Source organism: Morganella sp. EGD-HP17, assembly GCF_000512315.2.
GTDB classification, from domain to species: domain Bacteria; phylum Pseudomonadota; class Gammaproteobacteria; order Enterobacterales; family Enterobacteriaceae; genus Morganella; species Morganella morganii.
In genome coordinates, this window is record NZ_AZRH01000003.1 from 41,322 (window position 1) to 55,600 (window position 14,279).

13 protein-coding genes are annotated in these 14,279 nt (G+C 52.2%); 3 read left to right on the plus strand and 10 right to left on the minus strand.

Going from position 1 to position 14,279, the window contains the following annotated elements; all coding sequences use genetic code 11:
- The 5 genes from X965_RS04395 to X965_RS04420 form a co-directional block, all read right to left on the minus strand.
- Positions 1–993, minus strand: a complete 993-nt coding sequence (locus X965_RS04395) for an ABC transporter substrate-binding protein (RefSeq protein WP_032098969.1) — start codon at positions 991–993, stop codon at positions 1–3.
- A 15-nt stretch (positions 994–1,008) separates the two neighbouring features.
- Positions 1,009–3,168: a TonB-dependent siderophore receptor gene (locus tag X965_RS04400; protein WP_036417210.1), complete on the minus strand. Its 2,160-nt coding sequence runs from the start codon at positions 3,166–3,168 to the stop codon at positions 1,009–1,011.
- 132 nt (positions 3,169–3,300) lie between these two features.
- Positions 3,301–4,446 (minus strand): MFS transporter, encoded by a 1,146-nt coding sequence (locus X965_RS04405; RefSeq protein WP_051997309.1) that lies wholly within the window; start codon positions 4,444–4,446, stop codon positions 3,301–3,303.
- A gap of 262 nt (positions 4,447–4,708) precedes the next feature.
- Positions 4,709–5,167 (minus strand): nucleoside deaminase, encoded by a 459-nt coding sequence (locus X965_RS04415; protein WP_036417216.1) that lies wholly within the window; start codon positions 5,165–5,167, stop codon positions 4,709–4,711.
- A gap of 3 nt (positions 5,168–5,170) precedes the next feature.
- A complete protein-coding gene (locus tag X965_RS04420) occupies positions 5,171–6,142 on the minus strand; it encodes a LysR family transcriptional regulator (RefSeq protein WP_081113459.1) in 972 nt (323 codons plus the stop codon).
- A 72-nt stretch (positions 6,143–6,214) separates the two neighbouring features.
- Between X965_RS04420 and X965_RS04425 the strand changes: the two genes are divergently transcribed.
- Positions 6,215–7,435, plus strand: coding sequence for an MFS transporter (locus tag X965_RS04425; protein ID WP_036417219.1), 1,221 nt, complete (start codon positions 6,215–6,217; stop codon positions 7,433–7,435).
- Here the strand turns inward: X965_RS04425 and X965_RS04430 are convergent.
- Together X965_RS04430 and X965_RS04435 are read right to left on the minus strand one after the other, a co-directional pair.
- Entirely contained in the window at positions 7,388–7,786 is a 399-nt protein-coding gene (locus X965_RS04430; protein ID WP_004239294.1) for a VOC family protein, read from the minus strand. The two genes, X965_RS04425 and X965_RS04430, sit on opposite strands and share 48 nt — an antisense overlap.
- A gap of 107 nt (positions 7,787–7,893) precedes the next feature.
- Entirely contained in the window at positions 7,894–9,315 is a 1,422-nt protein-coding gene (locus tag X965_RS04435; RefSeq protein ID WP_036417222.1) for an MFS transporter, read from the minus strand.
- A 134-nt stretch (positions 9,316–9,449) separates the two neighbouring features.
- On the opposite strand from X965_RS04435, the gene X965_RS04440 reads away from it, so the two are divergent.
- Positions 9,450–10,247: a helix-turn-helix transcriptional regulator gene (locus X965_RS04440; RefSeq protein WP_036417223.1), complete on the plus strand. Its 798-nt coding sequence runs from the start codon at positions 9,450–9,452 to the stop codon at positions 10,245–10,247.
- Here the strand turns inward: X965_RS04440 and X965_RS04445 are convergent.
- The 3 genes from X965_RS04445 to X965_RS04455 all read right to left on the minus strand — a co-directional run bounded on the left by X965_RS04445 (position 10,244) and on the right by X965_RS04455 (position 13,159).
- Positions 10,244–10,879 carry a LysE family translocator gene (locus X965_RS04445; protein WP_036417224.1) on the minus strand — a complete coding sequence of 212 codons (636 nt, stop codon included), beginning with the start codon at positions 10,877–10,879 and terminating at the stop codon, positions 10,244–10,246. The genes X965_RS04440 and X965_RS04445 overlap by 4 nt on opposite strands.
- The gene (gene pip / locus X965_RS04450; protein ID WP_004237631.1) at positions 10,876–11,850 is read right to left on the minus strand and encodes a prolyl aminopeptidase; all 975 of its coding nucleotides are present in this window, start codon (positions 11,848–11,850) and stop codon (positions 10,876–10,878) included. The genes X965_RS04445 and pip overlap by 4 nt, the downstream gene beginning before the upstream one ends.
- 121 nt (positions 11,851–11,971) lie before the next feature.
- Positions 11,972–13,159 (minus strand): MFS transporter, encoded by a 1,188-nt coding sequence (locus X965_RS04455; protein WP_004237632.1) that lies wholly within the window; start codon positions 13,157–13,159, stop codon positions 11,972–11,974.
- Between the two features lie 115 nt (positions 13,160–13,274).
- Here X965_RS04455 and X965_RS04460 point away from each other — a divergent pair, with 115 nt between their 5' ends.
- Positions 13,275–14,177: a LysR substrate-binding domain-containing protein gene (locus tag X965_RS04460; protein ID WP_004237633.1), complete on the plus strand. Its 903-nt coding sequence runs from the start codon at positions 13,275–13,277 to the stop codon at positions 14,175–14,177.
- Positions 14,178–14,279 lie beyond the last annotated feature (102 nt).

The following is a 14,279-nucleotide window of genomic DNA, read 5'->3' on the forward strand; positions in this document are numbered from 1 at the left end:
TCACTCCGGTTGCAGAATATCCGTGATCTGCTGCGGTGTCAGCGTAATCCCATAAAACGTCTGATAAAACGTGGCTGTTTCATTTCTCATATCAATATCCGCAAAGGCGTCCGGGTACAGCACTGTAGCCAGCCAGAGAAACTGCAATGCCTCCTCTGACGTTTCGCGGCACCACCAGAACATACCACGCGGATTGGTATAGATCCGCCCGTTACGCACGGCATCAATTGACTGCCATTGCGGCGATTGCTGAATAAATTCTGCATCCCGCCGGTTCATCGCAATAATCACCTGCGGATCAGCCGCGATAATCTGCTCTGATGATACCTCTCCGTTAGCACTGCTGTGTGCCGGAAACCAGTTTTCTGCCACATTGACTGCGCCGGCCAGATCCATCCAGTCCTGATTAAGCGATGGCCGCCCTGAGGTATATAACGGGTTTCCCATGCTGTGATACACCCGCAGACGGGCAGACGCCGGAACATTTTTCAGCCGTTCCTGCACGCGGCGGATATTGTCACGGAAATAGCGCTCATATTGCGCCGCTTTCTCTGCCGCATCCGGGCCAAGCGCCTCACCGGTCAGTTTTACCCGCTCCCGCAGTGCATCCATACTGTTGGCTTTAAAAGCCAGCACACGGACACCGGCCTGTGCCAGCACCTCCTGCTGCGGAACGCGGATCCCGTCATGAATAAATAAAATATCTGTCCTCAGACTCAGAATTTGTTCAATATTCAGCTCATTTCCGCCGGTGGTGCCGATGACCGGCACATCATCAATCTGCGGCAGCATCTGACGGAACAGCGGGATCTGTTTGGCAACCCGCGAGGTTCCGGTGATATTACTGCCGTAACCCAGCATCATAATAATCGCATTCTGCGCCGGCCACGGTGTTGCTATCCGCAGTGCCGGTTCCGGCGGGGTTTCCGCCGGGGTACTGAAAGCGCAGGTACTGACAAATAACAGGCATAACGCTGATAAATAGTGCCGCATCACGCTGCCTCCGTGCTAAAAATCAAATGATACGGTAGCCCGGAATTCACGGCCTGCACCGGTAAAGGCATTGGCGCCGCCATTTTTACCGTTACTGTTGCCGGGGAAAATAGACGCCCAGTAATGCTCGTTGGTAACGTTATCCGCAGAGATCCGCAGTGTGACCGGTACATTTTCTATCTGAGTGGTATAGCGGGCACCGAGATCCAGTGTGGTGTAGCTGTCCGCCCAACTGGTGTTGGTATCATTTGCTGCCCGTTTGCCGGTGTAATGAATATTGGCACTGTATACCCACTGCGGAACAGATGGCAGGCTGTATTCCATCAGCAGGTTTGCCTGTACTTTCGGCACCCCTACAACCCGTTTATCCTCAGTCTTACTGTTTCCGGTATCCGTCAGTTCTGCTTTCAGGAACGTGACACCGCTGTAGATATTCAGCCCCTGCCAGACATTGCCGGTGGCAGTCAGTTCCAGCCCGTCATTTACCTGTTCGCCCTGTTTTTTAAAGATCTGGTCGCTATCGGTATAAGCAAACGGCCGTTTGAGGCGGAAAACTGCGGCACTCAGGTTCATATTGCCGGTATTGGCTTTAATACCCCATTCATATTGTGTACTGCGGTACGGGCTGAGTGTTTCACCCCGGTTTTTGACTTTATCATCATCCGGCGCGGTATCCCCGGGCTGGAGAGAATCGGCATAACTGATATAGGTCATCACATCCGGAGTGATTTTGTACATCAGCGCCATATTCGGGCTGGTACCGGTCTGCTGATCACGGTCAGTTTTGTGTCCCTGCTTATCGAAGTTACGGGTCGTGATCCAGCTCTGACTGACATACACCATGGCAGACCATTGTGGGTTAAACGTGACAGTGTCACCAATGATAATACTCTGCTGCTGGTTTTCACTGGCTTTGTAACGTTCCCCGCCGGTTCTGATGCGGCCATCGGAAGGTTCGGTCATGGAAGACGGGTCATACATATTGGTATTGCCGAGCTGAAAGGTTTTACCCCGCTCTTTGGCACTGTAAATTGACCAGGTATAACCGGTGGTGGCGAGAGCAACATCATGGTTTACGGAGCCGGTATCAAACTGACCGTTCAGGGCGAGATTGTTACTCAGCACACGGAAACGACCGGCTGCCGGAGAATCCGTGATTGAACGGCTGATAGTCCCTTTGCTGTCCAGAATTTGCGACGAAACAGAGCGCATTGCCCGATCTGCCTGCTGATAGCCGATACCGCCGCTCAGTGACCAGTCATCATTCATATAGTGGGTAAAACGGGTACTGACGGAATCTGTCGTCAGGTCATTACCGGCGGTATTGAGTGCAAGGTCAGGGTTGGAGCTGTCCGGCGCATTCGGTAAATCAATATCCGGGCCGTAACCAAAGCTGCCGGGAAATCCTTTGGTCACAAAATGATAGTGACTGGCATCCAGCTGTATCTGTGTTCCCGGCCGGATCTGCCAGTCCAGGGCAACAGCGGCCAGCTGACGGCGGATTTTACTGTTCCGGACATAACCTTCACCCTCTTCATCCAGTAAATTCAGGCGGTAGCCGAAAGTCTTCTCTTCATCCACCTGACCGCCAAGATCCAGATGTGCACTGTAAGCATTACGGTTCTGATATCCTACCGTCACCCGGTGCAGCGGATCCTGAGTCGGCCGTTTAGAGATAAAATTAAACTGACCGGAAGGGCTGGCCGGGCCGTAAATTGCACCGGTCAGGCTGTTCACGGCATCCAGCCGCTCCAGCATTTCCACCGGAAACGCGGTGGTGGAGACAATATTCAGGCCGTTCAGTCTGCTGTTTTCCACCACACTACCCTGCATTCCCCGGCTCTGCGGACGGCCCACATCCATGCCGCCGCGGGCCTGCATCTGAGAAGACGGCAGATATTTCAGCATTTCACTGACACTTTTACTTTGCTGATTACGGATCATCGCTTCGCTGACCGTATTGCTGCTGTAGGGAATATCCAGCCACTGGCGGGTACCAAGCGGCCCCATATCAATATCGGTCGCCACAAAACCGGCACCGGCTTGTGTTTGCGGGGTGATATGAGAAGGCTTGTCCGTCACAATTATGGTATCTGCCAGTGCCTGCTGCGCCGGAAAAAGGGCAACAGAAATCAGCGCAGGCAGCAGTGCCCGCGAAATATAGTTAGTCTTCATAGAACCATCCGTTATCGTTTTACTGTCATCGTTATATATTTATATATACAGCGTAAATGATATTGATTTTCGCTTCGGGTAAACGTGATCGGTATCAATGAGTTCCGGAAGAGATAATTTCTCTCGTTATTATTACTTTTTGCAATATATCGGACTGAGAATGTACCCCGTCAGTGCCGTAGCGCAAAATAATAGCGCGGTAACTGCGGGTAATAATATCTGACTATCCTGATGTGCTGCGGCCACCGGTAATAAAATAAAGATGCTCAGATTATTCATGCTTTCTGACAATGCCAGAGCCTCTCCTTTACGTATTCCGGCATGCTCAGCAATGATGGCTGTACTGACGGGAGCGGCAATTCCCAGAGCGCATCCCTGCAATAACATCCACAACATCATCCCGGGAAGCCCGCCTGTTCCGCTGATAAATCCGGCAATCATCACACTCATCACTATCAGGCTGATGAGCAGCAGCCGGGTATCTGTACCGCTTAAACGCCGGAGCAGCGGCATCAGAAGATTCCCGGTCAGTAATCCGCCACCGAATATTGCACTGATAAGCCCTATCGTTTCTGTATTCAGCCCGAACCGGTCACGCAGCAATTCACCACTGAGAACAAACATAACCACTGCAGTACCGTTCCACAGACCTTTTGCCGTGATCAGCCCCGATAATGCCCGTGAATAACATTTACCGGGCCGGATTGACGGTTGAGAGGAAGTCCGGCTGACACCGCGAAACACAAAACAACAGGCTATCCACATGACCAGACTTCCGGCGGCAGTCAGCAGAAAAGGTGCATACCAGCCGCAGCGGACTGTCAGCCATCCGGCAATCACCGGGCCGGAGATAATACCGGCGGTCATACCCGTCATCACCAGTCCCATCGCGGAAGCCTGTCTGTCATGCGGAAATTGTTCTGCAATCAGTGCAAAAACAGATGGGATCAGCGCAGCAGAGGCCAGACCGCCCAGAATACGCAAGCCCACAGCCACACTGAAACACGGTGCCAGTGCCAGTGCGATACCATCTGCCACAAACAGCAATAATGCAGCACGTAACATCCGGTAACGGCCGATACGGTCTGATAATCGTCCCAGCACCGGTGCAGCCACTGCATACGATAAGGTATACACTGCAATAAGCCATGAGGCTTGTGCGGGTGTGACATCAAATGCAGCCGCCAGCGGCGTGAGCATCGGTGAAACCATAAATTCAGTAACGCCGGTAAAAAATACCGTGAATGCCAGTACCGGCAATGTGTAAGGTGAAATCATAAAAATCCTGTATAACAAAATGAAAATAAACGGGTTACGGATTGAATTCACTCATCAGGGGAAAATAAAACAGGCGAAATGACTGGCAGACTGAGGGCGCACTGCAGACAAACAGCAGCATATTCAGAGGATAAATAAGAGGGATGTAAAACAGAGCGGAAAATACAGAAGGTAAAAATACGAAACCAGCAGAGGATACCGGCGGGTATGGTATCAGGAATACCGGCTGCCGGAAACCCGGCAGCATCAGTGGCAACTATAATCAGTTCTGTTTTTGCTGCCAGAAATCATACAGTGATGGCTCACCTTCCGGTTTTTGCTGTGTAAAAGAGAAGCCCGTTTGTTCATGCGGATCGGCCCGTAAAGCCAGTGCAATGGATGCTGTTGATAAACCGTAAGGTTCCGCATCCGCATTGGAATAAGCATAGACAGCACGGGTCACACCCGCCATCCGCATTGCGGCAAGACACATCGGGCATGGCTGTCCGCTGGCATACACCACACAATCTTCCAGCCGGGTCTGCCGGAGGTTGTTACCGGCATGGCGCAGAGCCAGCAATTCCGCATGAGCGGTCGGGTCATGCAGCTCAAGCATCTGATTAACCCCTTCACCGACAATTTCCCCGTTTCTGACCACAACGGCACCAAACGGGCGACCGCCCTTTTCGGCATTCCGGCGGGCCAGTGCTATCGCCTGAGCCAGAAATTCACTATCTGTCATCAGTTATTCCTTATGATTGATTAACGGGGATTCCCATATGGCTTTCCCCTGCCATTGTGTTTCCAGTGTATTGAGAAACTCGCGGACTTTCGGCGCCAGAAATTGTTTTGACGGATATACCGCACTCACGGGTTCTCCGGGCGGTGTAAATGCAGTCAGTACCGGCTGCAATGCCCCTTTCGCTATCTCAGGCCCGGCCAGAAAAGCACCCAACTGGCAAATTCCGCCATCAGCCAGTGCAGCATCAAGAACCGCGCCGGTATCTCCCAGACTGAACCGGCCGCTGACCGGATGCAACTGAACGTTTTTATCCCGCATAAACTGCCAGGGAACATTTCGTCCCCGGTGGCGGAAGATAAGACACTCATGTGCTGCTAACTGTTCCGGTGTTTCAGGTATACCGTGCCGTTCCAGATAACCCGGTGACGCACAGGTCACCAGGCGATGCGGCGCCAGAACTTTACGCACCAGGCGGCTATCATCATTACCGCCGATACGCACGGCCACATCAATACCTTCCTGAATCAGATCACAGTAATCATCAGAAAAACTGACATCAATATCAACATCGGGCCATTGTGCGGCATACTGTTGTATCACCGGCATCACATAATTGCGGCCAAAAACCACAGGAACAGCGACCCGCAATGTGCCGGAAGGTTTTTGTCTGCCTTCATATAATGCATTTTCCGCATCATCCACCTCGGATAATATCCGTTTGGCATGCAGATAAAAACATTCGCCCTCTTCTGTGAGACGCAACCGCCGTGTGGTCCGGTGAAGCAGGCGGGTACTGACACGGTTTTCCAGGCGCTGAAGGCATTTTCCGGCAGCGGAACGTGAAATCTGTAGTTTTTCAGCTGCTGATGTGAAATTACCGGTTTCACTGACCCGTACAAAAACCAGCACATCGAATAAGTTATCCAGCAGTAAACCATTTTTATCTGCCACGATTTGTCCCCGGTGTTTGGCCAAAGATGATATTTATCTGTCATACTGGCGCAGATAGACTCTCTTCTCAAGTAAAGTTATTACCATGAGGAATGTATGTCAGACAGTCATTGTTTATCACCTTCATTGCCGCCTGCCCGCCGGGGATGGTTTTCTGTTGTTGCGCTGACCCTCGCAACGTTTGCCGTGGTCACCACAGAGATGCTGCCGGTCGGGTTACTGACACCGGTTGCGGCAGAGTTCCGGGTGCCGCAGGCGTATGTCAGCCTGATGCTAACCATACCGGCCCTGGTCGCTGCGCTTTGTTCCCCCCTGATTATTCTGTTCACCGGCCGCCTGAACCGTCGTTATCTGCTGATGATACTGATGCTGTTATTAATGGTGGCCAATATCTGTGCGGCAACAGCCACCCACTTCTCTGTTCTGGTCGCGGCCAGGATTATTGTCGGGCTGAGCATCGGCGGGATCTGGGCAATCGCCGGCGGAATAGCTGTCAGGCTGGTCGATTCCCGGCATGTGGCGCTTGCCACCTCTCTGATATTTGCCGGTGTTGCCGCTGCATCCGTACTGGGAATTCCCGCCGGGGTGATCCTCGGTGAATGGGTCGGCTGGCGTGGTGTGTTTGGTATCATGAGCCTGTTTTCCCTGGCCGTGTTGCTGCTGATGCTGAATCTTCCCTCTCTGCCGCCGGTTCAGGCACCAGCTGTCCGCGATTTTCTGACCCAGCTCCGCCGCCCGGTTATCCGGACAGGCTTGCTGATCACATTACTGCTGGTGACTGCCCACTTTATGGCATTTACCTTTGTCCGCCCGATTCTGCAACGGGATCCTCAGTTGCAGGCACATGAACTCAGCGGGTTACTGGCGCTGTACGGCATTGCAGGTATTGCCGGTAATTTCGTGCTGGGGTTATTGTCCGGTCGTCATCTGTTCCGTGCCGTATTCTGCATTACCGGCGGTATTGCCCTGAGCCTGGCAGGGTTACTCCTGCTGCCTGCCGTTCCTGCATCACACATCATTATTCTCACGCTCTGGGGAATGGCATACGGCGGCGTATCTGTGACGCTGATGAACTGGATGATCCGCTACAGCGCACAAGCGATTGAAATAACCGGGTCACTTTATATCGCCTTTTTCAACACCGGTATTGCTGCCGGGTCTGCTGCCGGTGGCATGATGGTGTCTGCGTTCTCCTTACAGGAAAATGTCATTGCAGCACTCATCTGTGCTGCAATAGTGCTGATATTGATTTGCGGTTTTGTTATCCGCTTATACCGGCCGGGACGTCACCGGCAGGCCAATCTCGATCAGGTTTAAATCCGGGTCACGGAAATAGACTGATATTATCGGGCCGGTTGCCCCCGTGCGTTCCACCGGCCCTTCTTCCACAACAATTTTTTCTTTTGCCAGATGCGCCAGCGTCTGTTCAACCGGGGTCCCGGTGAGAAAACAGAGATCTGCTGAACCGGGTACCGGTTTATCCGCATTCGGCAGAAATTCATTTCCTGCCTGATGCAAGTTAATTTTCTGGCGGCCAAACACTAAAGCCCTGCGATCCCCGCGAAACGTAATGACCGAAAACCCCAGTACGCGACGGTAAAAATCACAGGTTTTTTCAACATCGGCCACCGTCAGAACCAGATGGTCAAGGTGTGAAATTGTAATCATCAGACAACTCCCTGTATCGCTGTTATTCGTACATTACGTGGTATCACATTGGCTGAAAATACACAATTCGGGGTATTTTCTTTTTTTAATACATCCGTAATGATGCACTACAGACAGGAAACTATTTCCGGCTGCCGGGCGCGTGTTATGCGGTAAATCAGATATGCGGCACACAGTGCCATCAGCACATTGAACCCGAGGCTGACACTGTAAACTGCGGCCGGGGTGGATAACAGTACCGTATCTCCGCTGTGCCGGAGTGAAAACTGTAAAATAACCGATACTGCGGTTGCACCGGTTGCCGCACCAATCTGCTGTAATGTGGCCGTCAGTCCGGATGCCATCCCAGCCTGTGCCGGTGTAACCCGGGACAGCACAATGTTCAGCATCGGGGTCATAATCATGCCCTGTGTGAACCCGACCAAAAACAGAAACAGGCTGAGTATCGTATTTGCGGTGCTTTGCGGCAGGAAATTCAGCCCGGCAATTAATACCAGATAACTGGCGGCATACCCTAATGCACCGTAATAAATCACCGGTTCGCCCCGTCCGATAATCATTCGCGGGGTAATAAAGGAGGCAATAACAAAGCCGATACTGGACGGTACAAAAATCAGCCCGGCTTCCAGCGGTGTAGCCCCCATACCGTTTTGCAGTAACAGGGAAAGTATCAGCGGAAATGCGGATGAGGTGGCATAGACACACAGCACAGCGCCGGTGCCGGTAACAAATGGCCGGTTACTCAATACCGCAATATCAAACAGCGGCGTTTGTCCGGTGCGTGATAAATGCTGCTGATAACGGACAAAACAGAACAACAGAACCATACCCGTAAACAGCAATCCGGCACTGAAAAGTGTCAGGCCCCAAACCGGTAACATCAGAAGCGGTAACAGAAATGCGGTAATTCCGGCAGCGGATAACAGTACGCCCGGCCAGTCAGTGGTGAGTCCGTCCGCAACGCGCCCCTCCTGTAAATGGCGGGACAATACCAGAGCCAGAATACCAACAGGGAGATTAACCAGAAAAATCAGCCGCCAGCTCATATCAAACAGATTCAGGGTAATAAGCCAGCCTCCCAGTGCCTGACCGGCAATCGCGGCCAGCCCCAGCGTCATCCCCAGCCAGCCGAATGCTTTTCTTGCCTGTGTTTCATCAAAATTCAGGCGAATACCTGCATACACCTGCGGGAACAGTAATGCGGCAGCCAGTCCCTGGATAAAACGGGCAATCACCAGTAATAAGGCTGTCGGTGCGACAGCACACAACAGTGACGCGAGTGTAAAAAAGGCCATTCCGGCCTGATATAACCGGCGGCGTCCGTAAATATCGCCCAACCGCCCACCGGTGATCAGCAGCAGGCCGAAAGCCAGTTCATACCCGGCAATAATCAGTGTCAGTTCAGTGAAACTAGCCTGTAAGCCGCGTTCGATACTGACTATCGCCACATTGACGACAAACAGATCAAAAATAGTGACAAACCCGGCGAGGACTAATACAAACAGTGCAATACGTTGCTGCTGATTCATGTTTTTCTCATTTTGCCATTTTTAAAAGCAGGAATGAGACTATAATCAGGTCGTTATTCTGTTACAATTTAACCGTTTATACTATTACTAATAGTGACAGGAACTCAGGGCAACATAGCATAAGGCATCTGATAATGAGTGAAAACCCGCGCACGCGGCCGGAACTGGCTGATTTTTTACGCACAAAACGCGAAAGTCTGACCCCGGAATGTGTGGGGCTGCCGCATACTTCGCGCCGCCGTACTCCCGGTCTGCGCCGCGAAGAAGTCGCCGCACTTGCCGGGGTGGGCCTGACCTGGTACACCTGGCTGGAACAAGGGCGTGAAATCGGAGTATCCACCCGCTTTCTGGACAACCTGGCACGGACACTGCGTCTGAATGAAGCAGAACGCCAGCACCTGTATCTGCTGGCTCACCAGCGGGCTCCGGAAGCTTCCGGTGATACAGAGCATCATGTGCCGCCGGTTATCACCCGGATGCTGGATGATTTTCCGGATAATTATCTCTGCTATGTGCTGAATCTGCACTGGGATGTGCTGGCGTATAATGAAAAAGCAGATCGTTACCTGCACTTTTCTGAAGCACAGCCCGGGATGTGTAACTTTCTCTATTTGCTGTTTACCGATCCCCGCTATCAGACCCGCTTTATTGATTGGGAAACCGATGCTCAGCGTCTGCTGGCCAGTTTCCGCCGGGATTATGCCAGAACAAAGCATGACCCCAATATTCAGCGGATGATAACGGCGTTATGTCAGGAATCTGCGGCTTTTGACATCTTGTGGAATAAACACGAAATATATCAGCCCTGTAACGGTATCCGTGAAATTGAATTTAACGGCAGACGGGAAACCTACGAGTATGCGTCCCTGACATTTGATATCGATAAATCCAACCGGTTACTGGTGTATACGCCGGTTACCAGTGAAGATTAAATCACCGATGCCACCGCCAGCAGTAATGCCATAAGGATCATCAGGATACCGCCGCACAGATTAAACCAGCGCAGACTGTTTCCCCGGAAAAATGATGCGGATTTAACAGCATGTGCGGCATAAACCCAGATAATATCGATAACAATGCCCAGGGCTATCGGGATCAGCGACATCAGCAGCAACACAGTGGTAGCGGACATCTCCGGCGGAATTTCACCGGTAAATCCGGGAACAATCGTACCAAACATAATCACGGATTTCGGGTTCGCGGCACCGACAATAATACCGGCAAACAACGACTGACGGCCTTTATTCGCCGGCATATCCATCGCCATACTGATCCGGGATGCCCGGACATACTGCCAGCCAATCAGCAGCAAAACCAGTACCCCGATCAGACGGATAATCATCAGGATCTGCGGAGAAGACATCAGCACCGCACCAATTCCGAAAGAAAGCAATACCGCAATGCTGTACATACCGATGGCATTTCCCGCCACGCCTTTCAGGGCATTTTTCTTCCCGGCAGATAACGCCTGGCCGACCAGAAACAAAATACTCGGCCCCGGAATGGCAATCAGCACGGAGCTGGTGATCACCAGCCCCAAAATACCCTGCAGATTACCGGTCATGGCTCCTGACCGGCAAAATAGTCTGTGGCCCGCAGCAGCTGATCCCGGATCCCCGGTTCAGACATCGCGTGCCCTGCACCTTCAATCAGGTGCAGCACCGATCCCGGCCAGGCTTTATGCAGATGCCACGCAAAGGTTGCCGGACACGGCATATCATAACGGCCGTGAACAATAATTCCCGGAATACCCTGCAGCCGGTGAATATCACGCAGCAACTGACCTTCCTCCAGCCAGCACCGGTGATAAAAATAGTGATTTTCCAGCCGGGCAAAGGCGATGGCGAAATGGTCATCAGTAAATTCGCCAACGTGCTCTGCATCCGGTAGCAGTGTGGTGGTTTTCCCTTCCCACAGAGTCCAGGCTTTGGCCGCCGCCAGCTGAACCTGAACATCATCACCGGTCAGCAGTTTATGATAGGCAGCAATCATATTGTGCCGTTCCTGCACCGGAACCGGTGCCAAAAAGGCTTCCCACTCTTCCGGGAACATCTGTGAAACGCCAAATTGGTAATACCAGTTCAGTTCCGCCTCTGTCACGGTATACACACCGCGCAAAATGATTTCACTGACCTGCTGCGGATGCGTTTCACTGTATACCAGTGCGAGGCTCGAACCCCAGGAGCCGCCGAATACCAGCCATTTACTGACACCGATATGCTTTCTCAGCCGCTCAATGTCCTCCACCAGATCCCATGTGGTGTTATGGGAAATTTCCGCATGCGGTGTTGAACGCCCGCAACCGCGCTGGTCAAACAGCAGCACATCATAACGGGCTGGATCAAAATAGCGCCGGTATTCCGGGCTGATTCCGCCGCCGGGTCCGCCGTGCAGGAAAACAGCCGGTTTCGCACCGGGTGTGCCGGTGCGTTCGTAATAGATCCGGTGACCATGACCAACATCGAGAAACCCGGTCTCATAAGGCTCAATGGCCGGATACAACGTACGGAATGTTGTGTCAGAAGAGGTTGTCATAGCAAAATCACCGGTTAGCAGTAAACAGAATTCACCACTCTAATCAATAACCCGCATAAAAGACAAGCAGTCCGTGGATTTACATCACGGACTGCCATACTGGTTTAACCTGCTGATTCATTTATATAGTCGTGCATTGCTCTGCATCTGAAGCAGGCTTCTGCGATTTTGTCCGGCGTAAGGTTATCCGCAGCACCACTAATCCGGCGGCGGCTACCGCTGCCCCTGCATAACTGACACCGGCATAATCACCACCGTTTGCCAGCACCGATGCGCCCAGCGCGGCACCGACTGCATTGCCGAGATTAAAGGCACCGATATTGACTGATGAGGCCAGCGCCTGCGCTTCTGAGGCTACCTGCATCACTTTTACCTGAAGCGGCGGAACGATACCAAAACTGGCCGCTCCCCAGATAACCAGCATAATCCCCGCAGTGACAGTGTCACGGGCCATAAGCGGAAACAGAACCATCGTCAGCGCCAGCAGTGCAAATAATCCGTACAATGTGCGGGAAACCGAACGGTTTGCCCATACACCGCCCAGATAATTCCCCAGTGTGAAGCCCAGTCCGACCAGAACAAGCATGATGCTGATCTGCGTTTCCGGCACAGACGAGATAAAGGTCAGTGCGGGGGCAATATAGGTATAAAACGTAAACATGGCACTGGCACCCAGCACAGTACACAACATTGCCAGTAATACCGCCGGACGGGTCAGTACCTGTAATTCACGGCGCAGATTAAGTTCTTGTCCCTGCATATTACGCGGCAGTGATCGCAACAGCGCCGCCATTGTCAGCAGGCCGAGAAGACTGACCACAAAGAAGGATTCACGCCAGCCCAGCATCTGAGACAGTTTGGTGATCGCCGGAACGCCGCCGATATTGGCAATGGTCAGCCCCATAAACATACCTGCAATCGCCCCGGCTTCTTTGCCTTTGGCTACCACCCGTGTCGCCACCATCGCACCGATGCCGAAAAACGCGCCGTGATTCAGACTGGTGATAAAGCGGGCAAACAGCAGTGTATTGTAATCCGGCGCCAGTGCCGACAGCACATTACCTGCCGTAAAGATGCTCATCAGGAAAATCAGTGCCGCTTTGGGCGAACGCCGGATCAGCAGTAACGTCATCACCGGTGCACCCAGCATCACGCCCAGTGCATACACCACAACCAGCATCCCGGCGGCGGGAATGGAAACAGCCAGTGACCCGGCGATTTCCGGCAGCATACCCATCGGGGAAAATTCCGTTGCCCCGATAGCAAACGCGCCGACAGACAGGGATAACAGAGCAGTATTTGTTCGCATAATGTCCTCAGAATAAAAAACAACGTCACAGTGTTGTCAGGACGGCGATTCTGCCACATTGATTTTTGCGGAAACAGCCGCTAATCTGCAAAAAACAATTGAATAAAACGCAATAATGAAAATCACCCTGGAAGAAATGCGGGCATTTATTGCCGTCGTTGACAGCGGCTCCGTCACAGCCGCTGCCGCACAAAACGGGCTGACCGTATCCGCCATCAGCCGCGCCCTGCTGCGTCTTGAAGAAAAGATGAACAGTACGCTGCTGTACCGCACCACGCGGCGGCTTAAACTGAGTGAAGAAGGCGCATTGTTTTTACAAAAAGCCCGTGATGTGGTGCAACTGGCGCAGGAAGCGGAAGATGTGCTGATGAACCACAAAGAGATCCCCTCCGGCACACTGCGTATTGATGCTTCAACACCTGTTCAGCTCCATGTGATAGCACCGCTGGTGACACAATTCCATGAACGTTATCCGCAAATCCGTCTTGAACTGACTAACTATGAAGGCATCACCAATTTACTGGAAAAACAAACCGATATCGCATTCCGCTTCGGTCCGCTGGCGGATTCTTCCCTGCATGCCACGCTGATGGGCTACACCCGCCAGCGGATTCTGGCCAGTCCGCGTTATCTTCAGCAGCATGGCGAACCGAAAACGCCGGAAGATTTGGCACAGCACACTCTGCTGGGATTTATCACACCGGAAAGCCTGAACACCTGGCCGCTGTATAACGGTAATAAAAAGGGATTGAAAATTACCCCGTCACTGGCTGCGAGCAGCGGGGAAATTATCTGCAATCTGGCACGTTCCGGCGCGGGAATTGCCTGTATTTCCGATTTTGTGACACACGAAATGCGCGAAAACGGGGAATTTCGTCAGGTTCTGACATCATACACTTATGAAAACAAACTACCGATTAATGCGGTGTATTACCGCAGTCAGGCACTTTCTCCCCGGCAGCGCTGTTTTATCGACTTTGTTCTGCAACACAGCCAGTGTTTTAAACGCACCGGTTAATCTGAACACTACCTTAAGCCGCTGACGGCGCATCTCAGTATCTTCTCGACAATATTTTTCAGCGCAATTAGTCTTAAAATAAACCTGCCCTGTAAAAATAAG

Bases quoted from the DNA above. Each gene is read 5' to 3' on its own strand.
- X965_RS04455 (WP_004237632.1), bottom strand. From the start codon at position 13,159: ATGCGAACAAATACTGCTCTGTTATCCCTGTCTGTCGGCGCGTTTGCT.
- X965_RS04405 (WP_051997309.1), bottom strand. From the start codon at position 4,446: ATGATTTCACCTTACACATTGCCGGTACTGGCATTCACGGTATTTTTT.
- X965_RS04435 (WP_036417222.1), bottom strand. From the start codon at position 9,315: ATGAATCAGCAGCAACGTATTGCACTGTTTGTATTAGTCCTCGCCGGG.
- X965_RS04440 (WP_036417223.1), top strand. From the start codon at position 9,450: ATGAGTGAAAACCCGCGCACGCGGCCGGAACTGGCTGATTTTTTACGC.
- X965_RS04430 (WP_004239294.1), bottom strand. From the start codon at position 7,786: ATGATTACAATTTCACACCTTGACCATCTGGTTCTGACGGTGGCCGAT.
- X965_RS04445 (WP_036417224.1), bottom strand. From the start codon at position 10,879: ATGACCGGTAATCTGCAGGGTATTTTGGGGCTGGTGATCACCAGCTCC.
- X965_RS04395 (WP_032098969.1), bottom strand. From the start codon at position 993: ATGCGGCACTATTTATCAGCGTTATGCCTGTTATTTGTCAGTACCTGC.
- X965_RS04415 (WP_036417216.1), bottom strand. From the start codon at position 5,167: ATGACAGATAGTGAATTTCTGGCTCAGGCGATAGCACTGGCCCGCCGG.
- X965_RS04400 (WP_036417210.1), bottom strand. From the start codon at position 3,168: ATGAAGACTAACTATATTTCGCGGGCACTGCTGCCTGCGCTGATTTCT.
- pip (WP_004237631.1), bottom strand. From the start codon at position 11,850: ATGACAACCTCTTCTGACACAACATTCCGTACGTTGTATCCGGCCATT.
- X965_RS04460 (WP_004237633.1), top strand. From the start codon at position 13,275: ATGAAAATCACCCTGGAAGAAATGCGGGCATTTATTGCCGTCGTTGAC.
- X965_RS04425 (WP_036417219.1), top strand. From the start codon at position 6,215: ATGTCAGACAGTCATTGTTTATCACCTTCATTGCCGCCTGCCCGCCGG.